The 22332-nt window shown below is 66.1% G+C and carries 22 protein-coding genes; 9 read left to right on the forward strand and 13 right to left on the reverse strand.

Annotated features, from left to right (window positions below; all coding sequences use genetic code 11):
- On the reverse strand, positions 1–395 hold a 395-nt coding region (locus ISS20_RS13485), incomplete at its 3' end, for an MFS transporter (protein ID WP_291437404.1).
- A 674-nt stretch (positions 396–1069) separates the two neighbouring features.
- Between ISS20_RS13485 and ISS20_RS13490 the strand changes: the two genes are divergently transcribed.
- Positions 1070–1432: an MliC family protein gene (locus ISS20_RS13490; protein WP_291437366.1), complete on the forward strand. Its 363-nt coding sequence runs from the start codon at positions 1070–1072 to the stop codon at positions 1430–1432.
- Positions 1433–1557: 125 nt separating this feature from the next.
- Here ISS20_RS13490 and kynA read toward each other — a convergent pair whose 3' ends face one another.
- The 6 genes from kynA to ISS20_RS13520 all read right to left on the reverse strand — a co-directional run bounded on the left by kynA (position 1558) and on the right by ISS20_RS13520 (position 7125).
- Positions 1558–2445, reverse strand: a complete 888-nt coding sequence (gene kynA / locus ISS20_RS13495; RefSeq protein WP_291437368.1) for a tryptophan 2,3-dioxygenase — start codon at positions 2443–2445, stop codon at positions 1558–1560.
- Between the two features lie 18 nt (positions 2446–2463).
- Positions 2464–3774: a kynureninase gene (gene kynU, locus ISS20_RS13500; RefSeq protein WP_291437369.1), complete on the reverse strand. Its 1311-nt coding sequence runs from the start codon at positions 3772–3774 to the stop codon at positions 2464–2466.
- 96 nt (positions 3775–3870) lie between these two features.
- Positions 3871–4527 carry an arylformamidase gene (kynB, locus tag ISS20_RS13505; RefSeq protein WP_291437372.1) on the reverse strand — a complete coding sequence of 219 codons (657 nt, stop codon included), beginning with the start codon at positions 4525–4527 and terminating at the stop codon, positions 3871–3873.
- A 125-nt stretch (positions 4528–4652) separates the two neighbouring features.
- Complete coding sequence (locus tag ISS20_RS13510; protein ID WP_291437374.1) at positions 4653–5000, reverse strand: YkgJ family cysteine cluster protein; 348 nt, start codon at positions 4998–5000, stop codon at positions 4653–4655.
- Between the two features lie 41 nt (positions 5001–5041).
- Positions 5042–6454 (reverse strand): ATP-binding protein, encoded by a 1413-nt coding sequence (locus ISS20_RS13515; protein ID WP_291437376.1) that lies wholly within the window; start codon positions 6452–6454, stop codon positions 5042–5044.
- Between the two features lie 5 nt (positions 6455–6459).
- A complete protein-coding gene (locus tag ISS20_RS13520) occupies positions 6460–7125 on the reverse strand; it encodes a response regulator transcription factor (protein ID WP_291437378.1) in 666 nt (221 codons plus the stop codon).
- A gap of 122 nt (positions 7126–7247) precedes the next feature.
- Between ISS20_RS13520 and ISS20_RS13525 the strand changes: the two genes are divergently transcribed.
- From ISS20_RS13525 to ISS20_RS13540, 4 genes are all read left to right on the forward strand, one after another.
- Positions 7248–9233: a S9 family peptidase gene (locus ISS20_RS13525; protein ID WP_291437380.1), complete on the forward strand. Its 1986-nt coding sequence runs from the start codon at positions 7248–7250 to the stop codon at positions 9231–9233.
- Between the two features lie 20 nt (positions 9234–9253).
- Positions 9254–9652: a copper-binding protein gene (locus ISS20_RS13530; RefSeq protein ID WP_291437382.1), complete on the forward strand. Its 399-nt coding sequence runs from the start codon at positions 9254–9256 to the stop codon at positions 9650–9652.
- A gap of 134 nt (positions 9653–9786) precedes the next feature.
- Entirely contained in the window at positions 9787–10116 is a 330-nt protein-coding gene (locus tag ISS20_RS13535; RefSeq protein ID WP_291437406.1) for a FeoA family protein, read from the forward strand.
- Positions 10113–12038, forward strand: a complete 1926-nt coding sequence (locus tag ISS20_RS13540) for a ferrous iron transporter B (RefSeq protein ID WP_291437384.1) — start codon at positions 10113–10115, stop codon at positions 12036–12038. The genes ISS20_RS13535 and ISS20_RS13540 overlap by 4 nt, the downstream gene beginning before the upstream one ends.
- Before the next feature lie 325 nt (positions 12039–12363).
- Here ISS20_RS13540 and ISS20_RS13545 read toward each other — a convergent pair whose 3' ends face one another.
- The 3 genes from ISS20_RS13545 to ISS20_RS13555 all read right to left on the reverse strand — a co-directional run bounded on the left by ISS20_RS13545 (position 12364) and on the right by ISS20_RS13555 (position 15356).
- The gene (locus ISS20_RS13545; RefSeq protein ID WP_291437386.1) at positions 12364–13044 is read right to left on the reverse strand and encodes a hypothetical protein; all 681 of its coding nucleotides are present in this window, start codon (positions 13042–13044) and stop codon (positions 12364–12366) included.
- A gap of 168 nt (positions 13045–13212) precedes the next feature.
- Positions 13213–14142 carry an ornithine carbamoyltransferase gene (gene argF, locus ISS20_RS13550; RefSeq protein ID WP_291437388.1) on the reverse strand — a complete coding sequence of 310 codons (930 nt, stop codon included), beginning with the start codon at positions 14140–14142 and terminating at the stop codon, positions 13213–13215.
- Between the two features lie 17 nt (positions 14143–14159).
- Positions 14160–15356 carry an aspartate aminotransferase family protein gene (locus ISS20_RS13555; RefSeq protein WP_291437389.1) on the reverse strand — a complete coding sequence of 399 codons (1197 nt, stop codon included), beginning with the start codon at positions 15354–15356 and terminating at the stop codon, positions 14160–14162.
- A gap of 242 nt (positions 15357–15598) precedes the next feature.
- Here ISS20_RS13555 and ISS20_RS13560 point away from each other — a divergent pair, with 242 nt between their 5' ends.
- The gene (locus ISS20_RS13560; protein WP_291437392.1) at positions 15599–15922 is read left to right on the forward strand and encodes a DUF3579 domain-containing protein; all 324 of its coding nucleotides are present in this window, start codon (positions 15599–15601) and stop codon (positions 15920–15922) included.
- A 223-nt stretch (positions 15923–16145) separates the two neighbouring features.
- On the opposite strand, the gene rpsT is transcribed toward ISS20_RS13560, so the two are convergent.
- Positions 16146–16448 carry a 30S ribosomal protein S20 gene (gene rpsT / locus ISS20_RS13565; protein ID WP_124511256.1) on the reverse strand — a complete coding sequence of 101 codons (303 nt, stop codon included), beginning with the start codon at positions 16446–16448 and terminating at the stop codon, positions 16146–16148.
- Between the two features lie 245 nt (positions 16449–16693).
- On the opposite strand from rpsT, the gene murJ reads away from it, so the two are divergent.
- Both murJ and ISS20_RS13575 read left to right on the forward strand, forming a co-directional pair.
- A complete protein-coding gene (murJ, locus tag ISS20_RS13570; RefSeq protein ID WP_291437395.1) occupies positions 16694–18259 on the forward strand; it encodes a murein biosynthesis integral membrane protein MurJ in 1566 nt (521 codons plus the stop codon).
- A gap of 92 nt (positions 18260–18351) precedes the next feature.
- The gene (locus ISS20_RS13575; protein WP_291437397.1) at positions 18352–19203 is read left to right on the forward strand and encodes a SirB1 family protein; all 852 of its coding nucleotides are present in this window, start codon (positions 18352–18354) and stop codon (positions 19201–19203) included.
- Positions 19204–19233: 30 nt separating this feature from the next.
- Here ISS20_RS13575 and ISS20_RS13580 read toward each other — a convergent pair whose 3' ends face one another.
- Positions 19234–20082 carry a plasmid replication/partition related protein gene (locus ISS20_RS13580; RefSeq protein ID WP_291437399.1) on the reverse strand — a complete coding sequence of 283 codons (849 nt, stop codon included), beginning with the start codon at positions 20080–20082 and terminating at the stop codon, positions 19234–19236.
- A gap of 158 nt (positions 20083–20240) precedes the next feature.
- The gene (locus tag ISS20_RS13585) at positions 20241–21281 is read right to left on the reverse strand and encodes a transporter (RefSeq protein ID WP_291437400.1); all 1041 of its coding nucleotides are present in this window, start codon (positions 21279–21281) and stop codon (positions 20241–20243) included.
- A 149-nt stretch (positions 21282–21430) separates the two neighbouring features.
- On the opposite strand from ISS20_RS13585, the gene ppk2 reads away from it, so the two are divergent.
- Positions 21431–22332: polyphosphate kinase 2 (ppk2, locus tag ISS20_RS13590; RefSeq protein ID WP_291437402.1), on the forward strand; the 902-nt coding region annotated here is incomplete at its 3' end.

Raw genomic sequence — 22332 nt, forward strand, 5'->3', positions numbered from 1 at the left:
ACCCCCATGGCCACCCCCGACACCATGGCAAACCGCGACGCGGGAAAGTAGCGCGCGATGAACACGGTGCACACCAAAAATGCGGGCGCGCAGCCCACGCCGATCAGCACCTGCCCCAGCAGCACCGTGCCATAGCCCGGCGCCAATGCCGACAACACCGCGCCCGCAATGGTGAGCGGAAACGCCACCAGCAGGGTGCGCCGCACGCCGTACAGGTCGATGCCAATGCCCATGAACAGCTGCATGGTGCCAAAGGCAAACGCAAACGCCCCGGCAAACACCCCCAGCGCCTGTGCCGACAGACCGAACTCGGCCCGCAAGCCCGTCGCCATGATGGCCGTGATGGTGCGAAACGCCTGGCTCAGCGCAAAGCCCGCCACCAGCGCCAGCAGCATGGCCCAGGCAGTGCGGGGGGCGAGGAGAGGGGTGGCTGGCAAGGGGGTGGGCACGGGGGCAGGTCTCCAGAGCGGATGCCCGTCGCGGTCGAGAGGGGTTCTCTGCCGGCGACTGGGCCCCGCGAGGTTATCCGCTGAGCACGGGCGCTGCTGTCACCCATGGACGGCGGGGAGCCGGCCCGGTGGGCGGAGCAGCCGTACAGGCAGGCTCATAGGGTATGTCCCAGTCCCTCCCGTCCATAACCGACCAAACGCGTCGGATGCTGCGGATTTTGGGGTGTGGGTGCTTGTAATCAGATGTTTCTACCGCTGATTGGGCCCTTCGGTGCTTCCAATCCTGCCCCGTCTGCAGGTGGCCGGTGCCGTCATGAGGGCGCCACAGGGCGCGGGCAGACTTTAGAGGAGGCTCTCGATGTGGGGATCACCCCAATGACGGTGCCGGGGGCCTGGGGCACTCTTGTGTCCATGCGCTGCACCGGGTGTTGGTCACGGCTCTGGAATCGCAGGTTTCGGTCTCTCGCAATCAGGATGGTGCAGGCAGTGGTGAGTGGCAAGGTTTGTGCTTGGGTGATCACCACGGGGCTTTGAATGGGTCCCGGTGGCCGGTGGCCACAAGCCGTTGGATGGAAGTTGTCGGGCGCCGTCAGGCGGTGCCGCGATGTCAGGAGTGACCGATGAAGACGATGGTTTTGCTGGGTTCGGGTGCGTTGGCTACCCTCTTGTTGTCGGGCTGCGCAAGCCAGCCCCCCGCGATGCAGGCGTTCAGCGCCCCCGCCGACGGCAGCAGCATGCAATACGCCTGCGGCAATGGTGAAAAGGTCGAGATGCAGTTCTACCCCGAGCAAGGCCGCAGCGTGATGCGCCGCAGCGGCTGGACGGTGGAGCTGCCCAAGCAGGCTGCCGACAGCGGCTACGCCTACAGCAACGGCCCCACCACGGTGCTGGGCAAGGGCAATGAGCTGACGATCCAGATTGGACACCTGGCACCGATCTGGTGCCGCAGCAACCGCGGCATGATGGTGGCGGGCGTCCAGTAACCGAAACACACCCAGCAATCTACGGCCTCGTGGTTGCCAGCGCTGGCGGCCAGAGCGCCCCCAGTTTTGTCCATGGTTTCCGCCAAGCCGGTGCAGGGCTGCTTGGCAGCCGCTGTGGTCTGCGCTCAAAGATCGGTGCGCAGCTTCCAGATCTCCGGGAACAACACCACGTCCAGCATCTTGCGCAGGTAGCTCACACCGCCCGTGCCACCCGTTCCGCGCTTGAAGCCGATCACACGCTCCACCGTGGTCACGTGGCGGAAGCGCCAGAGGCGGAAGGCGTCTTCCAGGTCGGTCAGCTCCTCGCCCAGCTGGTACAGGTCCCAGTGCTTTTCGGGGTTGCGGTACACGGTAAGCCAGGCTTGCTCCACCGCATCGTTTTCCACATACGGCTGCGTCCAGTCGCGCTCGGTGTGGCTGGCGGGCACGGCCAGGCCACGCCGTGCCAGCAGGCGCAGCGCTTCGTCGTACAGCGATGGAGCCTCGTACGCGGCCTGCACCAGGGCCAGCAGGTCGGCGCGGTGCTCGTGGGGCTTGAGCATGGCGCGGTTCTTGTTGCCCATCGAAAACTCGATGCAGCGGTACTGATAGCTCTGGAAGCCGCTGGACTGGCCCAGGTACGGCCGCATGGCGCTGTACTCGGGCGGTGTCATGGTGGCCAGCACGTCCCACGCATGCACCAGCTGCTCCATGATCTTGCTGACCCGCGCGAGCATCTTGAAGGCGGGCGGCAGTTCGTCGCGCGCAATGTGGCCGATGGCCGCGCGCAGCTCGTGCAGCATGAGCTTCATCCACAGCTCGCTGGTCTGGTGCTGCACGATGAACAGCATCTCGTCGTGCGCGGGCGACAGCGGCTTTTGCGCGGTGAGGATGGCGTCGAGCTGCAGGTAGTCGCCGTAGCTCATGCTCTTGCTGAAGTCGAGCTGGGCGCGCTCTTCGTGCACGATGGATTCGGGCAGGGCAGCAGACGCCGCGCTGTTTTCACCTGCAGGGGTTTGCGAGAAAGGGCACATGGTGGTTTGCCTTTTCGATCAGGTGACGGCGTGCGTCTGGTTGAACTCGGCCTTCTGCCACTCGCCGCTCTCCAGCACCTGGCGCAGGTGCTCCACGGCATTCCAAACATCTTCAAAGCCCAGGTACAGCGGCGTGAAGCCAAACCGCAGGATGTCCTTGTGGCGGCCCGTGCCGCCATCGCCTTTGCGGAAGTCGCCAATCACGCCCCGTGCAATCAGCGCCTGCACGATGGCATAGGCACCGCTGCCCTGGCCGTTCACGCCCGCACCTTCGTCGCGCGTCAGGCACACCTGCGAGCCGCGCTGGGCATGGTCACGCGGCGTGGCCAGGCCCAGGCCGTGGCCTGCGCAGCGCTCTTCCACCAGCTGGATGAACAGGTCGGTGAGCGCCAGCGACTTGGTGCGTAGCGCGGCCATGCCGCCCAGGCTTTGTGCGGCGGTGAACACATCCAGCCCGCATTGCAGGGCCGACAAACTGATGATGGGCTGCGTGCCACACAGGTAGCGCGTGATGCCCGGCGCGGGCTGGTAGTCGGGCGTGAAGGCAAACGGCGCGGCGTGGCCCCACCAGCCCGACAGCGGCTGCCAGAAGCGGTTGGCGTGGCGCGGGTGCACCCAGGCAAACGCCGGGGCGCCGGGGCCGCCGTTCAGATACTTGTAGCCGCAGCCAATCGAGAAATCCGCGCCCGTGCCGTTGAGGTCGACCGGTACCGCGCCCGCGCTGTGCGCCAGGTCCCACACGCACAGGATGCCCTGGGCGTGCGCGGCGGCGGTGATGGCGGCCATGTCGTGCATGGCGCCGGTGCGGTAGTTCACGTGCGTGAGCATCAGCACAGCCACATCGCTGGTGAGTGCGCCGGCAATTTCTTCAGGCTCTACCAGCACCAGCTCCAGGCCGCGCTCCTTGCACAGGCCTTCGGCAATGTAGAGGTCGGTGGGGAAGTTGCTGCGCTCGCTCACGATGCGCGCGCGCGCGGGGCTGTCTTCGCGCGCGATGTTCAGCGCCGCGCTCAGCACCTTGTAGAGGTTGATGGAGGTGCTGTCGGTGCACACCACTTCGTCCTGGCCCGCGCCGATCAGCGGGGCGAGCTGGTTGCCCAGGCGCTGGGGCAGGTCGAACCAGCTGGCGGTGTTCCACGATTTGATGAGGTCTGTGCCCCATTCGCGGGTGACTACATCGGCCACGCGCGCGGCGGCGGCCTTGGGGGCCACGCCCAGCGAGTTGCCGTCCAGGTAGATCACGCCGGGTGGCAGGGCAAAGTGGTCGTGCAACGAGCGCAGCGGGTCTTGCGCGTCGAGCGCGCGGCAGTCTTGAAGGGTGATGGACATGGGAGTTGGGTAGATAGTTGCTATGTTATTGATAGCTGCCGGCGCATGTTGCACTAGCGCTTCCAGCCAAAAATGCTTGAAATTCTGTGTGTTGTGCTATTCCAGCGCCCGCAGCACGGCGCGCACGGGCGATGCGTCGGCCGTGGTCAGCTTGAGCGGCAGGGCGATAAGTTCGTAGTCGCCCTCAGGCACGGCGTCGAGCACCAGGTTTTCGAGCACGCGCAGGCCCCGGCGGCGGATGACCTGGTGGCTGTCCAGTGTCTTGCTGTCGGCCGGGTCGATGCTGGCGGTGTCGATGCCCACCAGCAACACGCCCAGGTCGGCCAGGCGCTCGATGGTGCCGGGCGCATAGGCGGCCAGCTGGCCGTCCCAGCGGTCCACGGGCATGTGTTCATAGGTGCGCACCAGCACGCGCTGGGGCAGGGGGCTGTTCACCGCGTGGGCAATGTGTTCCCAGTGGATCAGTGGGCCGCAGCCGATGGCATGGATCACGCGGCAGGAGCCCAGAAAGGCGTCGAGCGACACGTCACCGATGGTGGCGCCCTGCGCGTCATAGTGCAGCGGCGCATCGGCGTGGGCGCCGACGTGGGGCGACATGGTGATCGCGCTCACGTTGACCGGGCAGCCGGGGCCGATGGTGGCGCACCACTGCTGGCTGTAGGCCGTGTCGCCGGGGAACACGGGGCTGCCCGCAAACACGGGCGGCGAGATGTCCCAGAGCGGGCGGGCGGTGGGGGAGGAAGGCGTTGACATGGGGCAAAGTTTGCATGTCCCGAAAAACCCGTGGTGTCGGTTATTTCCAACACCCCACCGAATTTTTGTTGAGGCCTAAACTATTTTGATGCGGCAGTAGCCCGGCTGCTTGAAGGGCGCGGCCTTCACAGAACCAAACCTTCTGCCAGCGGCGCCAGCCCGTGCCGCGCACGCGCTATGTGGCAGGCGTAGTCGCCCGCCGAGAACTCCCGGCAGGGCGCAGGGCGCAGTTCATAGATGCTGCAGGCCACCTGCTGGCCCACCTGTCCGGTCAGCGCAGCGCAGCGGATGGGTACCTGTTCCGTGCCGCGCATGCGGCAGGTGCTGCCGTTCACATCTACTGCCAGGTGGTTGGGCACGGTGCCGCCCATCGCCTGCATCTCGTACACGGCAAAGTCCACGCGAAAGCTGGCGCAGCAGGCGCCGCAGCTCAGGCACGGGTGGGCGGAATCGGTGATGGAGGAATCGGACATGCGGGGTGACACACTGCACTTGGGCCCTGGCGGCGGGGCCGTCAGGCGCTGTGGGGGAGTGGAATGCTAACGAAAAAGCCCACGCCTCGGTCGTTCAGGCCCGCACCAACCTGCACCTGCCCACCCATGCGCAGCAACGCCTGCCGCACGATGGCCAGCCCCAGGCCCGAGCCGTTGGCGGCATGGCCGAGGCCCCGGTAGAAGCGCTCAAACACCCGCTGGTGTTCCGTGGCCGGAATGCCTGGCCCGTCGTCCTGCACCGACAGTTGCAGCGCCGCGCCCCCGCGCCGCAGCGTCACCGCCACGTTGCCGCCATCGGGCGTGTAGCGCAGCGCGTTGTCGATGAGGTTGTGGGCGATGGATTCGAACGCAGGCTGGTCGAGCCGCGCGGGCAAGGTGTCGGGCGCATCCAGCGACAGTTCGATCTGCCGCGCCATGGCCTGCGGCGCAGCCTGCGCCAGTGCGCCGCGCAGCCATTGCGCCACATCCAGGTCGCGCGGTGCGGGGCGCTGTGCGTCGTCCAGTGCGGCCAGGTCCAGCAGTTGCTGGGCCAGGTGCGAGGTGCGGGCGATGGCCTGCTCCAGGTGGGCCTGCGCCTGGGTACGTTCTTCTTCGATGGGCGAGCGGGCCATCACATGGGCCTGGGCGGTGATCACGGCCAGCGGCGTGCGGATCTCGTGTGCGGCGTCCTGCACAAAGGCGCGCTCGCGCTCCACCTTGTGCCGCAGCTGGGCGAAGAGGTGGTCCAGCGACTGCTCCAGGGGCTTGAGTTCGCCGTGGCGGGCGTTGAAACCCACCGATTGGAGGTCGTCCTGCCCGCGCTGCGCAATGCGGCTGGCCAGTTGCTGCAGCGGCCGCAGGCCGTGGCGTACCGAGAGCCACACCGCCAGCAGCACAAAGGGTGACGCCAGCAGCAGGTAGGGCAGCAGCGCGCGGCCGTTGTACTGCAGGAAGTTGGAGTCCGTGCGCTTGGTCTCGAACACCCGCAGTACCCAGCGCGCATTGCGACCGGTGTAGATGCGAAACGACCGGCCCTGCAGGGCGGCTTCCTCTATGAATGGCTCTGCGCGGGGCGTGGCGGGCGGCAAGGCCACGTTCTGCAGCCCTGACGAGGCAAACACACGCTGGCCCGATGCCGCATCGAGCAGCTCGTGCATCTGCACTCCGGGCAGCAGCCCGATCTGGCGGCGGCGGACGTTGGTCCAGTGGTCGGTGGCCGCCACAGCCGTGGCGGCGTGTGCAGGATCGGTAACCTGGGCCAGCGAGTCCAGCACCGCGTCGCCGTACTTCATCAGGCCCGGGTCGCGGGTGATGGTGTGTTTGTAGTTGACGAAGTTGTAGCCCAGCAGCACCGCCCACACCACCACAAACGCCACCAGCACCGAGGCCACGCTGCGGCGCATCAGCGTGGGTTCGGCCAGCCAGGCCCATGCGCTGCGCAACGCGTGCTTCATCGTGGTCATGCTTGCAACACGTAGCCCACGCCACGCACTGTGCGGATCAGCTCCGCCCCGATCTTGCGCCGCAGGTTGGACACATGCACTTCGACGGCGGCAAAGTCCATGGGCTCGCCCAGCGGGTCCAGCCGCTGCGACAGCACGCTTTTGGACACCACCACGCCGGGCTCGCGCGCCAGCTCCAGCAGCAGCTGAAACTCGCGCGGCGACAGCTCCAGCGGAAGCCCGGCGCGCTGCACGGCATGACGCCGGGGCTCGATCACCAGCTCGCCCAGCACCCAGCGCTCGCTGGCCTGGCGCGCGCTGCGGCGCAGCACGGCGCGTATGCGCGACATCAGTTCGGCCGTGGCAAAGGGCTTGATCACAAAGTCGTCCGCCCCGCCGTCCAGGCCCGCCAGCCGGTCCTCCACGGCCGAGCGCGCCGTGATCACGATGACGGGCACCTGTCCGCTGTGTCCGCTCTGGTTGCGCCAGCGCGCCAGCAGGTCAAAGCCACTGCCGTCGGGCAGTGTGAGGTCCAGCAGCACACAGTCCACCGTCGTGGCGTCCACCGTGGCGGGCGCATCCACCGCGCGGCGCAGCCACTCGCTGGTCAGCCCCTCCACCTTCAGCGCGGACTGCAGCGCGCGGCCCAGGTCCAGGTCGTCTTCGATGAGCAGGATGTGCATGGGGTGATTGTGGCGGGAGCGATGGCCGTTGCGCAGTGCCGCAGCCGCCACCTTTGGCTGGCCTTAAGGCGAGACTTTGCACAATGGGCGCATTCAATGGCTCAACACGTGGGGAGAAAACGATGGCATCGACAACCAAACAGGCGAGGGTGCGGCGATGGTCGGGCAGCGCAGCGCTTGCTGCTGCACTGGCCTTGGTGGGCTGTGCCTCCGGGCCTACGCACCCTTCGCTGGCTGGGGCGCAATTGCCTGACCTGGTGCCCGTGCGCGACTTTGTGGCCAGCCGGCAGTCCACCGGGGGTTATCGCGTGTCACCGGATGGAAAGCGCATCGCCTGGTTTGGCACCGACGGCGTGGTGCCCGCAATCTGGGTGCAGTCCATCGATGGGGGCGACCCCAAGGCGTTTCGCATCCGTGCGCGCGCCATCCGCTTCAGTGCCGACAGCCGCTGGCTCGGCATCACGGCCGACCCCACGGGCGATGAAAACACCCGCATCTATGCGGGCCTGGCCGACGGCCCCAGTACAGAGTTGAGCGAGCTGATGCCGGCGCCGCGTTCGGTGGCGCATTTTGCGGAGGCGGTGGATGCGTCGTCCGACTTCATCGTCACCTCCAACCAGCGCGACAAGAAAGTATTTGACCTGTACCGCGTGACCCCCGCAGGCGGCGCGCCGGTGCTCATGGCCACCAACCCCGGCAACGTGAGCTGGTGGGGCGTGGACACCACGGGCCAGCTGCGCGCCCGAGCGCAGATCCAGGGTGAGCAGGTGCTGCTGGAGCGGCCTGGTAAAGAACCGGGCAGCTGGGTGACCGTGGCAGAACGCAGCCGCTGGGACACGCTGAACATCTTTGGCCTGCATGACGAGGGTCGCAAGGCCTGGGCTCTGTCAAACCGTGGGCGCGACAAGCTGTCGCTGGTGCGGCTGGACCTGACCACAGGTGGCGAAGAGGAGTGGTTTGCCTCGCCCGATGTGGACCTGGACAGCGTGACGCTGAGCCGCCGCACCCGCGAGCCGCTGCTGGCGCACTTCATGCCGGGCTACCCGGCGCGCAAGGTGTTCGACCCCGCGCTGGATGCCCGGCTGTCTGCCCTGGCCGGTGACAAGCCTGCAGAGGTGCTGGTGACCAGCCTGGACCAGACGGACAAGGTGCTCACGGTGGCGGTGGCCACCGACCGTGGCACGCGCAACTACCTGCTGCGCGATGGGCACGAACCCCGCTTTCTGGGCGAGAACCGGCTGAGCCTGATTGCCAAGGACCTGGCCCCCACCGCGCCCATCACCTACACCGCGCGCGATGGTCTCACCATCCACGGCTACCTCACGCTGCCCGTAGGCGCAGCGCCGCAACGTTTGCCCACCGTGCTGCTGGTGCACGGCGGCCCCTGGGCGCGCGACCGCTGGGGTGATGGCGCCACCAGCCGCGCCATGCAGCAGTTTCTGGCCAACCGGGGCTATGCGGTGCTGCAGGTCAACTACCGGGGCTCCAGCGGCTATGGCCGCAACCACATGGAAAAGGCCCGTGGCGAGTTCGCTGGCCGCATGCACGACGACCTGGTGGACGGCGTGCGCTGGGCGGTGGAGCGCGGCGTGGCCGACCCGCAGCGCGTGGCAATCTATGGCGCCAGCTACGGCGGCTATTCGGCCCTGGTGGGGGCCACCTTCACGCCCGAGGTGTTTGCCTGCGCCGTGGATGTGGTGGGCGTGACGGACATCGCACGCCTGCTGGAAGCTGCTCCGCCCTATTGGGAGCTGGGCCTGCCCTGGTGGCACCGCTATGTGGGCAACCCGGCCGTGCCGGAAGACCGTGCGCGCATGGATGCGAAGTCCCCCCTGTACCGGGCTGAGCATGCGCAAAAACCCATCCTCATCATGCACGGCGTGAACGACCCGCGCGTGAAGCTGGAGCAGTCCGAATGGATGGTGGCGGCCCTGCGCAAGGCGGGTAAAGAGGTCGATTACGTCACCTTCAAAGGGGACGGCCATGGCAACCAGCGCTGGCCCAACAACCTCACCATGTACCGCAAGACCGAGGACTTCCTCGCCCAATGCCTGGGTGGGCGGACCAGCGGGTTTGACTACTACCAGCTGGGCGCGTGGGCGTTCTGATGGGGCAGGCTGTCACTTGGTTGCTTGCCCGATGGGGGCAGTGCGGCTGCGGGTTTGCCACCGCACTGGCCTTGGCCGCCGTGTGTGGTGCGGCAGGTGCCCAGCCAGTCGTCCCTGCGGGTGCGGCCTCGGTGGCCGCAGAGGATGCTGCGGCTCCGGTCTACACCCGGGCGCGGCTGGTGTCTGTGGAGGCGGATGCGGATGCGGGCGGCAACGCCACACTTGTGCGGCTCAAGCTGCTGCCCCGCGCCAAGCTGCCGTTCACCACACAGACCTTCCGGGTGGTCAACCCTGCCTTGCTGCACGGCATTCCGCAGGGGGCCTGGGTGCAGTTCACGGCCCGGCACATCGACGGCGAAAACACGCTCACATCCATCCGCGCTACTGCAGAGTGCAAGCGTTTTGAGCGATGTGACTGACCACCCGGGCAGGGCAGCGGGGACTGCGGCTTGCGCTGCGTCAAGGAGAGAGTGGGACGGCAACCAGCACGATGCAGATATTGGTAGAATGAGAATCACTATTATTTGTATCGAGGCCAGTCACCATGAAAACCATGGACGATGGCGCTGCGGCGCGGTTGCATCTTCCTACGCAGCAGAACCTGTCCTCGCGGCTGGACCAATTGCCGCGCCGTGCCTCGGGCCGGGTCACGGGCCTGTTGCCCGCACAGGATGCGCAAGAGCACAGCATGCTGCTGCGCTTGCTGGAGATTGGCTTCCTGCCCGGTGAAACCGTGCAAGTGGTCGCACGCGGCGGCTGGGGCGGCGATCCCATCGCGGTGCGGGTGGGGCAGGCCACGTTTGCGCTGCGCCGCCAGGAGGCCTCCATGGTGCAGGTGCAGCTGCTGGATGACACCAGCCTGTCTGCCAAGGAGCTGGCATGAACGCCCAGGCTAATGTGCAACCCACCGCCGCCGATGCGCCCCTGCGCGTGGCGCTGCTGGGCAACCCCAACTGCGGCAAGACCGCGCTGTTCAACCTGCTCACCGGCGCACGCCAGAAGGTGGCCAACTACGCGGGCGTGACGGTGGAGCGCAAGGAAGGCCTGCTGCAGACCGCCGCCGGCCGCCGCGTGCGCGTGCTGGACCTGCCGGGCGCCTACAGCCTGCACGCACACAGCGTGGACGAGGCCATCACCCGCGACATCGTGCGCGGGCGCCGCGCGGGCGAGCCCGTGCCCGATGTGCTGGTGTGCGTGACCGACGCCACCCACCTGCGCCTGAACCTGCGCCTGGTGCTGGAGGCACGCGCCCTGGGCCTGCCCATGGTGCTGGTGCTCAACATGATGGACGTGGCCGAGCGCCAGGGCATCGCCATTGACCGTGAGGCGTTGTCGCGCGAGCTGGGCATGCCTGTGCTGGCCACCGTGGGCGTGCGCGGCAACGGCGCCCAGGAGCTGGTGCAGTGGCTGGATGGCGCCAACCTGCAGCAGCTGCAGCGCCCGGTGGTGGCGCCCGATGCGGCGGCGCGCCTGGATGCGAGCGACCTGGAGGCGCAGAACGACGTGATCCGCACGCACCAGGAAGTGCGGCGCATTCTGGACCGGGCCGTGCGCGTGCCGGTGGTCAGCCTGCGGACCGACGATCGCATCGATGCGGTGGTGCTGCACCCGGTGTGGGGCCTGCTGATCCTGGCCGCCACGCTGTTCCTGATGTTCCAGGCGGTGTTCAGCTGGGCCGAGCTGCCCAAGTCATGGATTGAAGATGGCGTGGGCTGGCTGGCAGCCCTGGTCAACAGCCACATGGCCGACGGCCCCTTGCGCAGCCTGCTGACCGACGGGGTGCTGGCGGGTGCGGGCGGGGTGCTGGTGTTTTTGCCGCAGATCCTGTTCTTGTTCCTGTTCATCCTGGCGCTGGAGGACTCGGGCTACCTGCCGCGCGCGGCGTTCTTGCTGGACCGCGTGATGGGCACGGTGGGTCTGTCGGGCCGCTCGTTCATCCCGCTGCTGTCGAGCTTTGCGTGTGCCGTGCCGGGCGTGATGGCCACGCGCTCCATCACCCACTGGCGCGACCGGCTGGTGACCATCATGATCGCGCCGCTCATGACCTGCTCGGCGCGCCTGCCGGTGTATGCGCTGCTGATCGCAGCGTTCATCCCCGAGCGCACGGTGGCGGGGGTGTTCAACCTGCAGGGTGTGGTGCTGTTTGCGTTGTATGTGGCCGGCATTGTCAGTGCCATGGCCGTGGCAGCGGTGGCCAAGCTGGCCCGCAGCGACACGCGCGCCACGCCGCTGATGATGGAGCTGCCCGCGTACCGCTGGCCCAGCGTGCGCGGCCTGGCCTACGGCCTGTACGAGCGGGCGGTGATTTTCATCAAGCGGGTGGGCGGCATCATCCTGGCCGTCACGGTGTTGTTGTGGTTTCTGTCCACCTACCCCGGTGCGCCGGAAGGCGCCACGCAGCCTGCCATCACCTACAGCCTGGCCGGCCAGCTGGGCCGCCTGCTCGAGGTCATCGTCGCGCCCATTGGCTTCAACTGGCAGATTGCCATCGCTCTGGTGCCCGGCATGGCGGCGCGCGAGGTGGCGGTGAGCGCACTGGGCACGGTGTACGCGCTGTCTGCCACCGGCGACGAGGTGGCCAGCCAGCTGGGGTCGCTGATTGCGGGCTCGTGGTCGCTGGCCACTGCGCTGTCGCTGATGGCCTGGTATGTGTTTGCGCCCCAGTGCATCTCCACCATCGCCGCCGTGCGGCGCGAGACCAACGGCTGGCGCTACCCGCTACTCATGGTGGTGTACCTGTTTGCCATGGCGTATGCCGCCAGCTTTGTGACCTACCGCGTGGCGCTGGCGCTGGGCGGCGGCTGAGGGGAAACGTTGTGATGGTCCAGCAACTCGTCGTCGGTCTGATCGTCCTTGCCGCAGCGCTCTATGTGCTCTGGCGTTATCTGCCCGGGCGCTGGCGCCAAGGGTTGGGCAAGGTCCACCCGGGGCTCGTCCAGTCGCCGGGCTGTGGGGGAGGCGATGGTGGGTGCAGCAGCTGCGGCAGTTGCGCGGTGCCATCTGAGGCGGCCGCTGAAAAGCCCGTGGCCATGCCCGTCCGTCGCGGGTCTGCTTCTCAGTAGTTGCTATATTTTATATAGCTGCTGGCGCATGATTCACTAGCGCTACAGGCCGTTTTGACTCAAATTGTCTACTGGTACAGTTGGCTTTGGCCCAGCGCGCTCAACGCCTGTTGCAGGTTGGCGTGCGCCTGGGCCTCGTAGCGCTGCGCAAAGTAGGCTGTGCCATAGATGTGCGGGCGGTCCAGAAAGCCTTGCAGCACTGCGCTGCGCCCCGCCACATAACGCGGCCAGCGCACAAAAAAGTATTCACGCCGCACGTTGCGTTCGAACTGTCGGTACACCGCGTCACTCTGGCCCAGGATGGCGAGGTCGATGTCCACCACCCACAGCGTATCGCCGGTGAGCGGGCCCGGGGTGTGGCGGGTGTCCATCACATGCTGGTGCACGGTTTCGGCCAGCGTGGTGGGCAGCCCTTGGCCCAGCAGGAACTGTCGCGCCCAGTCGGCGCTGCGCGCCTCGTTGTGTCCGCTCCACGGCCAGTAGATGGCGTCGTGGTACCACAGGGCGAGGGCCACAGCACGGGGATTTTGAAGCGCTCTGGGTTGCTGGTCTTGCACCGCCTGGAGGTGCCGCAGGCAGGCCCGCAGATGCGTGGTGTCGTGGTAGGCGCGGGGCCAGTGGGCCCAGCTGCGTAGCAGGCGCCTGCCCTCGGCGCGCCAGGCGGGTGTGTCGCGCCCCAGCGCTTGGCCCAGGGCCTGCCAGTGCGCCAGCAATTCGGCGCTGTGAGCGGGCTGGCGGCGCCAGGGCATGGGGCTGTCAGGCCAGTTTGCCCAAGAGCAGATATTCCATGAGTGCCTTCTGCACGTGCATGGCGTTCTGGCTATGGCCCGCAGCCCTCAGCTGCTTCACGTCCGCTGCGCGGACATGAGCCTGCGCCGAAACAGGCTGCTGGCGCTGGCGCGCCACTGCATTGCATTTCATGCAATACGGCCGAGCAGAAGGTACTCCATGAGTGCCTTCTGCACGTGCATCCTGTTTTCCGCCTCGTCCCACACCACCGACTGCGGCCCGTCGATCACGTCGGCCTCGACCTCTTCGCCCCGGTGCGCGGGCAGGCAGTGCATGAAAAGGGCGTCGGGCTGGGCGGCGGCCATCATCTCGGCGTCCACACACCAGTCGGCAAAGGCCACCCGGCGTTCTTCGTTCTCGGCCTCGTAGCCCATGCTGGTCCACACATCGGTGGTGACCAGGTCGGCGCCACGGCAGGCTTCGAGCGGGTTGCTAAAGAATTGATAGCTGTCAGCGCTTATTCCACCGGCACCTGCGGCCAATTTCTCGTCCACTTCGTAGCCGCGTGGCGTGCTCACATGCACCTTGAAGCCCAGCAGCGACGCCGCCTGCAGCCAGGTGTTGGCCATGTTGTTGCCATCGCCCACCCAGGCCACCGTCTTGCCCTGAATGGAACCACGGTGTTCGATGAAGGTGAAGATGTCCGCCAGGATCTGGCAGGGGTGGTACTCGTTGGTCAGGCCGTTGATGACGGGCACGCGCGAGTTGGCGGCAAAACGCTCGATCTTGGCCTGCTCGTAGGTGCGGATCATCACCAGGTCGGTCATGCGGCTGATGACCTTGGCGCTGTCCTCGATGGGCTCTGCGCGGCCCAGCTGGCTGTCGCCCGTGGTCAGGTGCACCACACTGCCGCCGAGCTGGTACATGCCCGCCTCAAAACTCACACGGGTACGGGTGCTGGCCTTCTCGAAGATCATGGCCAGCGTGCGGTCCACCAGCGGGTGGTGTTTTTCGTAGGCCTTGAACTTCTTCTTGATGAGCGCAGCGCGCTCGAACAGGTAGGTGTACTCGTCGGCGGTGAGGTCGGTGAACTGCAGGTAATGTTTCAGCGTCGTCATGGCAGTGTGGCTTTTCTTCATTCAGCCAGGATGGCTTTGACCAGCGGGGTCAGCTTGGCGACGATCTCGTCGGCTTCGGCGGTGGTAAGGATCAGCGGAGGCACCAGGCGGATCACGCTGTCGGCCGTGACCGACAGCAGCAGGCCTGCCTCGGCTGCGCGACCGATCAGTGCGCCGCAGGGCTTGTTCAGTTCGATACCCAGCATCAGGCCCTGGCCCCGGATCTCTTTCACACCAGGCAGGCTGCCCAGCTCGCGCTGCAGCGCTGCCTTCAGGTGCTCACCCACCGTGGTGGCGTTTTGCAGCAGGCCGTCTTCTTCCATGATGCGGATGGTCTCCACCCCCGCGCGCATGGCCAGCGGGTTGCCGCCAAAGGTGGTCCCATGGTTGCCCGGCTGCAGCACGTTGGCTGCCTTGGGGCCCGCCACCACCGCGCCAATCGGCACGCCCGAGCCCAGGCCCTTGGCCAGGGGCATCACGTCGGGCACGATGCCTGCCCACTGGTGGGCAAACCATTTGCCGGTGCGGCCCATGCCACACTGCACTTCGTCGATCATCATCAGCCAGCCGCGCTCGTCGCACAGCTTGCGCAGCTGCTGGAGGTATTCCACGCGCATGGGGTTGATGCCGCCTTCACCCTGAATGGTCTCGAAGAACACGGCCACCACGTTGGGGTTGCCTTCGGTGGCCTTCTTGATGGCCTCGATGTCGTTGAGCGGCACCCGCACAAAGCCCTCGACCAGCGGGCCGAAGCCGCTGTAGATCTTGGGGTTGCCGGTGGCCGACATGGTGGCAATCGAGCGGCCGTGGAAGGCCTTTTCGTAGACCACGATTTCGGGCTTGGCGATGCCCTTGTCCACGCCAAACTTGCGTGCGATCTTGAGTGCAGCCTCGTTGGCCTCCAGGCCCGAGTTGCAGAAGAACACGTTGGTCATGCCCGACAGCTCCACCAGCTTGGCGGCAAGCTGCTCTTGCAATGGCGAGTGGTAGTAGTTGGAGGTATGGATCAGCTTGGTGATCTGGTCCTGCAGGGCGGGCACCAGCTTGGCATGGTTGTGGCCCAGTGTGTTCACGGCAATGCCGCCCAGGCCGTCCAGGTATTCTTTGCCATTCACGTCCCACACGCGGCTGCCTTGCCCACGGGCCAGCGCGATCGGTACGCGGCCATAGGTGTTCATCACGTGGGGCGAAGCTGCCGGGATGGAAGCGGTCATGCGGAAATCTCCAGACGGTACGGTGGCGAAAAAGCGAGTCACGATTCTAGGGGGAGCAGGGGTGCGGTCTGTTGACGATTGCGCATCACTGCAATGCCGGGCCCTTACCCTCTTTGGGGTGCCTATGTGTAGCGCGGCGGAGGGATTAGGGAGCTAGCTCTTATATAAGAGTTAGAATGTCGCGCTGCGGTGCAGCATGCAGCGATCCTGCGTCTGTGCCCTCACTACCACTCCAATCCCCGATGGTTTCCCCCTCCTCCAAAGAAGTCTTCATCCAGGGCATCACCCACGACGGGAAAACCTTTCGTCCCAGCGACTGGGCCGAGCGGCTTGCCGGGGTAATGAGCAGCTTTAGACCCGGCGGAGCGCGGCCGGGCAGCCATTTGAGCTATTCGCCCTGGTGCATTCCCACCACGCTCAACGGCGTGAAATGTGTGGTCGTGCACCGCGACCTGCAGGGGCATGAGCCCATGGCCTGGGACTTCGTGATCAATTTTGCCCGCGACAACAACCTGCAGGTGGCCGAGGCCTGCCTGCTGCCTGACCCGCCAGCTGCCACGCCCTGAGCTGGCTGGCGAGTGGGCGCGGGAGGTCTGGGTGAGGCCCCGCGCAGGCTGACCAGGTAGCGGGCGTTCACATTTACAACCGCCGCAGCGCCTTGGGCCGCCTTGCACCATTTTCAAGCACCAACGAAAAAACCGCCCGAAGGCGGTTTGTTCGTTTTTTGCTGGCAGCGCACCCGTTACAAACGGCGAACGGCAGGTGCCGTTCGGGCTGTTTGCCTGAAGATCAGGCGGAAGCGAGTGCCAGGGCTTTCACCTTGGCAGACAGGCGGCTCTTGTCGCGAGCAGCCTTGTTCTTGTGGAAGATGCCCTTGTCAGCCACGGTGTCCACCACGGCTTGCATCTTGGCGAACAGTTCGGTCGCCTTGGTCTTGTCGCCAGCCAGAACAGCCTTTTCGACGTTCTTGACAGCGGTACGGTATTTGGAACGCAGCGAGGTGTTTGCAGCGTTGATCTTGACGTCCTGACGGACGCGCTTGCGGCCCGACGCCAGGCGCGGGTTCTTCTTCTTGGGTTTTGCGGATGCCATTGTTTAGTTCCTTGGGTCTGTGGATGATGCCAGCAAAGCCCGCGATTATAGCCCAGTGCCATCGTCTGCGCCATTGGGGCGAAACTTCGCACACAGTTCACGGACTTCATCTCTGCCTCACACGCACTGTCCACAGTGCCTGAATCTCCTCTGTGATGAAGGATGCTTCCTTGAAGTCTCTGCTGTCTCCCCGGTCTGTCGTGCCAGCCGCAGGTGCTCTCCCGCAAGCGCATACACTCCCGCCGGTGTCACTGTTCAAAGCCGCCTCCACCGTCTCCCTCTTGACCCTCGTCTCCCGCATCACCGGGCTGGTGCGCGAGTTGCTCATGGCCTCCGTCTTTGGGGTCAGTGCCATGACGGACGCCTTCAATGTGGCGTTCCGCATACCCAACCTGTTCCGCCGCGTGCTGGGTGAGGGCGCTTTCAGCCAGGCTTTTGTGCCGGTGCTGGCTGCTACCCGGGCCGAGGATGGCGACGACGGTGCCCGGGCACTGATTGACCATGTGGGAACCTTGCTGGCCTGGACGCTGGTGCTGCTGTGCATTGCTGGGGTGCTGGGGGCGCCCTGGATGGTGTGGGCCATGGCCAGCGGGCTTCAGCAGTCCGCCCAGGGTTTTGATGCCGCCGTCACGATGACACGCTGGATGTTCCCCTATATCGGCTTCATGTCGCTGGTGGCACTGGCGGGGGGCATTCTCAATACCTGGAAGAAGTTTGCGGTGCCCGCAGCGTCGCCAGTGCTGCTCAACATCGCACTCATCCTTTCCATCACACTGGGCGCACCCTTTTTTGCGCGCCACGGCATAGAGCCCATCTACGCCCAGGCGGCGGGCGTGATGCTGGGCGGCCTGCTGCAACTGGGCATCCAGGTGCCAGCGCTGCTGCGCCTGGGGCTGTTGCCCCGCATTGGCGTGCGCTGGTCCGCCATCCGCGCGGCCTGGGCCGACCCCACCACCCGCAAGGTGGCGCGCCTGATGCTGCCCGCCTTGCTGGGGGTGAGCGTGGCGCAGGTTTCCCTGCTCATCAACACGCAGATTGCCTCGCACCTGGCCACAGGCAGCGTGAGCTGGATCACCTATGCCGACCGCCTGATGGAGCTGCCCACCGCCCTGTTGGGCGTGGCGCTGGGCGTGGTGCTGATGCCGCAACTGGCCAGCGCCCGCGCCAAGCAGGACGACGAACGCTACTCGGCCATGCTTGACTGGGGGCTGCGGCTGGTGGTGGTGCTGTCGGTGCCCTGCATGGTGGCGCTGCTGGTGTTTGCCAAGCCTTTGGTGGCCGTGCTGTATCACTACGGCGCTTTTGCCGACCGGGACGTGCAGCAGACCACGCTGGCCCTGGCGGGCTACGGTGTCGGCATTGTGGGCATCGTGGCCATCAAGGTGCTGGCGCCGGGTTACTTTGCCAAACACGACATGCGCACGCCCATGCTGATTGCTGTAGCGGTGCTGGTGCTCACACAAATGATGAACTTTGTGCTGGTGCCCTATTTGCAGCATGCGGCGCTGACGCTGTCCATTGGCGTTGGGGCGGTCATCAACGCCACCTGGCTGCTGGTGGGTCTTCTGCGGCGCGGCAGCTACCGGCCCCTGCCCGGCTGGGGGCGGTTTGCCCTGCAGGTGGTGGCGGCCAGTGCCTTGCTGGCGGTGCTGCTGGCGTGGGGTGCCCAGCATTTCGACTGGGTGGAAATGAAGGCGCAGCGCCTGCAGCGCATTGGCCTGCTGGCCGCGATGATGGCGGCCGCTGCGGTTTTGTACTTCGGCGCCTTGTGGGCGGCCGGCCTGAAGTTGCGCCAGTTGCTGCGTCGGTGAGCGACCGCGGCAGACCTGGCCTCCGAAATACCCTGCAAAAGCCTGTTCTTCTGTGGCTTGACGCCATGGCGACGGCCCCGTACAAAGCTGTCATGTCCCTGAGCCTTACCGTGCCCACCTCGCTGGAGTACTTTGCATCGCTGGTGCAAAGCGACGACCACTTTCCGCTGCTCGAAGCCGCAGCCAGCCTCGCGCAGGACGAATACCCCGAGTTCGACGTGCAGCAATTGCTGGGCGATATGGATCAGCTGCAGGCCCGCGTCAAACGCCGCCTGCCCGCCGATGCGCCCGCGTTGCAGCGGCTGCGCACGCTCAACCAGTTCTTTTTTGCCGACCTGGGCTTTGGCGGCAACATCAACAACTACTACGACCCAGAAAACAGCTACCTCAACGCCGTGCTGCGCACCCGCCGGGGCATTCCCATCAGCCTGGCTGTGCTGTGGATGGAGCTGGCGCAAGGGCTGGGCCTGCATGCGCGGGGCATAGCGTTCCCGGGGCACTTCATGGTCAAGGTGCTGCTGCCCAAGGGGCAGGTGGTGCTGGACCCGATCTCGGGCCAGTCCTTGAGCCGCGAGGAGTTGGCAGAACGGCTGGAGCCCTACAAGCGCCGCAACGGGTTGGTGGACGACTACGACGTGCCGCTGGGCCTGTACCTGCAGGCGGCTACGCCGCGCGACATCATTGCGCGCATGCTGCGCAACCTCAAAGAGGTGCATCGCACCCAGCAGGACTGGCAACGGCTGGTCGCCGTGCTGGACCGGCTGATCGTGTTGTTGCCCCAGGCCTGGGGCGAGCGGCGCGACCGGGGACTGGCGCATGCCGAGCGTGGCAACACGGCCGAGGCTGTGGCCGACCTCGAGGCCTATCTGGCCCACAGTGAAGACGGGCTCGACATTGACCTCATTGCGGACCGGTTGAGTGCGCTGCGCAACGCCAACGGCTGATTTCCGGCGTTTCCTCCCCGCAAGCAGGTTTTAGAACGGCGTGCTGTCTGCGGGTAGCGCCGCCTGTAGTTGCGCCACCTGTCGGCGCAGCTCGGTGTTCTCCGCCGTCAGCTCTGCCACACGCAGGCGCAGGGTCTTCAACTCGTCAGTATTGGCCTCGGCGCCGGCGGCCGGTTCCGCCGTGGCTTTGTCTTCTGACGGCGCCTCGTCGCGTGGCTTGCGTTTGTTGAGTTCGCGCACGCGCTTGGCCGCCTGCTTGAGTTCATCCTTGCCAGCCACCGCTGCCGCCACCTGTTCCTCGGCGGGCAGGGTGGCCACGGCGGCTGCGGCGTTGATGGAGATGGTGCCGGACTTCACGGCCGCCACCAACTCGGGTGCCGCCTGTTTCTGGATCTTTTCGATCATCACCACCTGGCTGCTGCTCAGGCGAGCAGCCTTGGCAATGGCCTCGCGGCTGCTCAAAGGGTCGGGGGCGGGCAGAGCGGCAGTGGCTTCGGGCGCGTCAGCGGTGGGGGTGGCTGCGGCGGTCTCTGTGGATGTTGCTGCCCGGGCCTTGCGCTCGGCCATGATCTCGCGCTTGCGCAGGGCGAGCACGCCGCGCTGGAAGTCCGACACGCTGCGGCGGCCCAGGTGCTGGTCGATCATCCACAGGTGCACGTCTTCCACCGACTGAAAGCGCGGGTTCTGCACGGTCTGGAACGGAAGGCCATGCTTTTGGCAGATGCCGTAGCGGTTGTGCCCGTCCACCAGCACATCGCCCCACAGTACCAGCGCGTCGCGGCAGCCTTCTGCCAGGATGCTGCGTTCCAGCGCGTCGTGTTCGTCCTGGGTCAGGGGTTCGATATAGGCTTTGAGTTCTTCGTTGACGACGATGTTCATGGTGGCAGGGGGTCCGGGGATCTGGGCAAGGGGCGCGATTGTAGAGGCCCTGGCGCAAGGGATCCTCTGTACAAATCACCGCGCCGTGTGCATCGGCGGTCTCGGGCGGTCTGCGGCGCACACCTGGAAGCTCGATCCGTGCAGACGCTCCCCGGGGGCTATGTGTCGCGCGTGCCTCGCAGGGCCAGCCAGCCCGCCACTGCCGTGAAGGCCGCCACCACGGCCACGATGATCCAGAAGCCGTGGCCGTTGTCGGCCAGCGGCACGCCGCCCACATTCATGCCAAACAGGCCTGCCAGAATGTTGATGGGCAGTGCCAGCACGGTCACCACCGTCAGCACAAACAGGCTGCGGCTGTTGGCCTCCTGCACGCTCGCGGCGATCTCTTCCTGCAGCAGCTTGATGCGCTCCTGCAGGCCCTGCATGTCGCGCAGCACCACCGAAAATTCCTCGGTCGAATCCCGCAGCTCCTGAGCATCGTCGGCGCCCATCCAGACAGGTGGGTGCTGCAGCAGGCGAAACAGCGCCGCAGGCTCGGGTGCCAGCAGCCGCTGCAGGCGCACCAGCAAGCGCCGCAATACACCGAGCCGCGCGCGTTTGTGGTCCAGGCGCCCGGCCAGCAGTGCGTCTTCCACATCGTCAATCCGTTGGGTCACGCCCCGCACGATGTCCACCAGGCCCGAGGCCTGGGTACGCATCAGTTCGGCCAGCAGCGCCACGCTGGAGCAGGGGGCATTGCCGGTGCGCACGGCAGTGCGCAGCACGTCTACAGATCGCAGCGGGCGCGTGCGGCCGGTCACCATCAGGTGGGGCGCCACGCTGGTCCACAGGGTGGCAATGTCCGACGGCTCGAAAGCGAAATCGAAGTGCGCGTCGTTGAGCACCGCAATCAGCGTGTCATCGTCACGTTCGATGCGGGTCGAGACCGAGCGGTCCTTGAGGGCATCAAAAAAGGCTTCAGGCAGGTGAGCGTGCCGCTCCATCCAGCGCACCGCCTGCGCATGGCTCAGGTTGAAGTGCAGCCACAGGAACTGCCCTGGCCGCGCGGCACCGGCCTGAAGCCTCGCCAGCCATTGCGCAGCCTGGGCCGAATCCACCTCGTGCGGTGGAGTGTCAGGGCCCAGCAGGTAGCCGCAGATCAGCCCGGCGGCGTCTCCGCCGTAGTTCTGGCTGGCGCTGGCGGAGAGAGGAGTGGTCAAAAGGGGGGAGTGGTCTGCAGTCGGCACGGCCTCGCATGCTGGCCTCTGGGCATGACAGTGTTGTGACAGATCACGCCGGTGTCATGGCACTGTCATCGCGGCGGTCCACCATCGCGCATCAGTTTTGCACTACCGCCGGATGGTTGCCCATGTTCTACAACAACGCCCTTGACACTCAGGAGCTGATGCAACGCATCGCCAACGACCTCATTGACAGCTACGACGAAGAGCTGGAACTGGAGATCGAAGACCGCGAGGTCGATGACATCGGCGCCCCCAGCCCCGGCGACAAGCTGGCGCGCCAGCAATATTTCAAGGACTTGTTTCGCCTGCAGGGCGAGCTGGTCAAGCTGCAGGACTGGGTGCAGCACAGCCGCCAGAAGGTGGTGATCCTGTTCGAGGGGCGCGATGCGGCGGGCAAGGGGGGCGTCATCAAGCGCATCACGCAGCGCCTGAACCCCCGTGTGGCCCGGGTGGCGGCACTGCCCGCACCCAACGACCGAGAGCGCACGCAGTGGTACTTTCAGCGCTATGTAGCGCACCTGCCTGCGGCGGGCGAGATGGTGCTGTTTGACCGCAGCTGGTACAACCGCGCGGGCGTCGAGCGGGTGATGGGCTTTTGCACCGACGACGAATACGAAGAGTTCTTCCGCACCGTGCCCGAGTTTGAAAAGATGCTGGTGCGTTCGGGCATCACGCTGGTCAAGTACTGGTTCTCCATCACCGATGAAGAGCAGCACCTGCGCTTTCTGGGCCGCATCCACGACCCGCTCAAGCAGTGGAAGCTCAGCCCCATGGACCTGGAAAGCCGTGTGCGCTGGGAGGCCTATACAAAGGCCAAGGAGACGATGCTGGAGCGCACCCACATCCCCGAAGCCCCCTGGTGGGTGGTGCAGGCGGTGGACAAGAAAAAGGCGCGCCTGAACTGCATTGCCCACCTGCTGTCGCAGCTGCCCTATCAAGAGGTGCCACACCCCCCCGTGGTGTTGCCCGACCGCGTGCGCAACCCGGAGTACTTGCGCCAGCCCGTGCCTGCCAGCATGTACGTGCC

Origin of the sequence: Acidovorax sp. (assembly GCF_016783915.1) — a bacterium.
Classification (GTDB): domain Bacteria; phylum Pseudomonadota; class Gammaproteobacteria; order Burkholderiales; family Burkholderiaceae_C; genus Acidovorax.

Bases quoted from the DNA above. Each gene is read 5' to 3' on its own strand.
- ISS20_RS13575 (WP_291437397.1), top strand. From the start codon at position 18,352: ATGTCCCTGAGCCTTACCGTGCCCACCTCGCTGGAGTACTTTGCATCG.
- ISS20_RS13520 (WP_291437378.1), bottom strand. From the start codon at position 7,125: ATGCACATCCTGCTCATCGAAGACGACCTGGACCTGGGCCGCGCGCTG.
- kynB (WP_291437372.1), bottom strand. From the start codon at position 4,527: ATGTCAACGCCTTCCTCCCCCACCGCCCGCCCGCTCTGGGACATCTCG.
- ISS20_RS13535 (WP_291437406.1), top strand. From the start codon at position 9,787: ATGGACGATGGCGCTGCGGCGCGGTTGCATCTTCCTACGCAGCAGAAC.
- ISS20_RS13540 (WP_291437384.1), top strand. From the start codon at position 10,113: ATGAACGCCCAGGCTAATGTGCAACCCACCGCCGCCGATGCGCCCCTG.
- ISS20_RS13545 (WP_291437386.1), bottom strand. From the start codon at position 13,044: ATGCCCTGGCGCCGCCAGCCCGCTCACAGCGCCGAATTGCTGGCGCAC.
- ISS20_RS13555 (WP_291437389.1), bottom strand. From the start codon at position 15,356: ATGACCGCTTCCATCCCGGCAGCTTCGCCCCACGTGATGAACACCTAT.
- ISS20_RS13580 (WP_291437399.1), bottom strand. From the start codon at position 20,082: ATGAACATCGTCGTCAACGAAGAACTCAAAGCCTATATCGAACCCCTG.
- ISS20_RS13525 (WP_291437380.1), top strand. From the start codon at position 7,248: ATGGCATCGACAACCAAACAGGCGAGGGTGCGGCGATGGTCGGGCAGC.
- kynU (WP_291437369.1), bottom strand. From the start codon at position 3,774: ATGTCCATCACCCTTCAAGACTGCCGCGCGCTCGACGCGCAAGACCCG.
- ISS20_RS13510 (WP_291437374.1), bottom strand. From the start codon at position 5,000: ATGTCCGATTCCTCCATCACCGATTCCGCCCACCCGTGCCTGAGCTGC.
- ISS20_RS13515 (WP_291437376.1), bottom strand. From the start codon at position 6,454: ATGAAGCACGCGTTGCGCAGCGCATGGGCCTGGCTGGCCGAACCCACG.
- kynA (WP_291437368.1), bottom strand. From the start codon at position 2,445: ATGTGCCCTTTCTCGCAAACCCCTGCAGGTGAAAACAGCGCGGCGTCT.
- argF (WP_291437388.1), bottom strand. From the start codon at position 14,142: ATGACGACGCTGAAACATTACCTGCAGTTCACCGACCTCACCGCCGAC.
- ISS20_RS13490 (WP_291437366.1), top strand. From the start codon at position 1,070: ATGAAGACGATGGTTTTGCTGGGTTCGGGTGCGTTGGCTACCCTCTTG.
- rpsT (WP_124511256.1), bottom strand. From the start codon at position 16,448: ATGGCATCCGCAAAACCCAAGAAGAAGAACCCGCGCCTGGCGTCGGGC.
- ISS20_RS13560 (WP_291437392.1), top strand. From the start codon at position 15,599: ATGGTTTCCCCCTCCTCCAAAGAAGTCTTCATCCAGGGCATCACCCAC.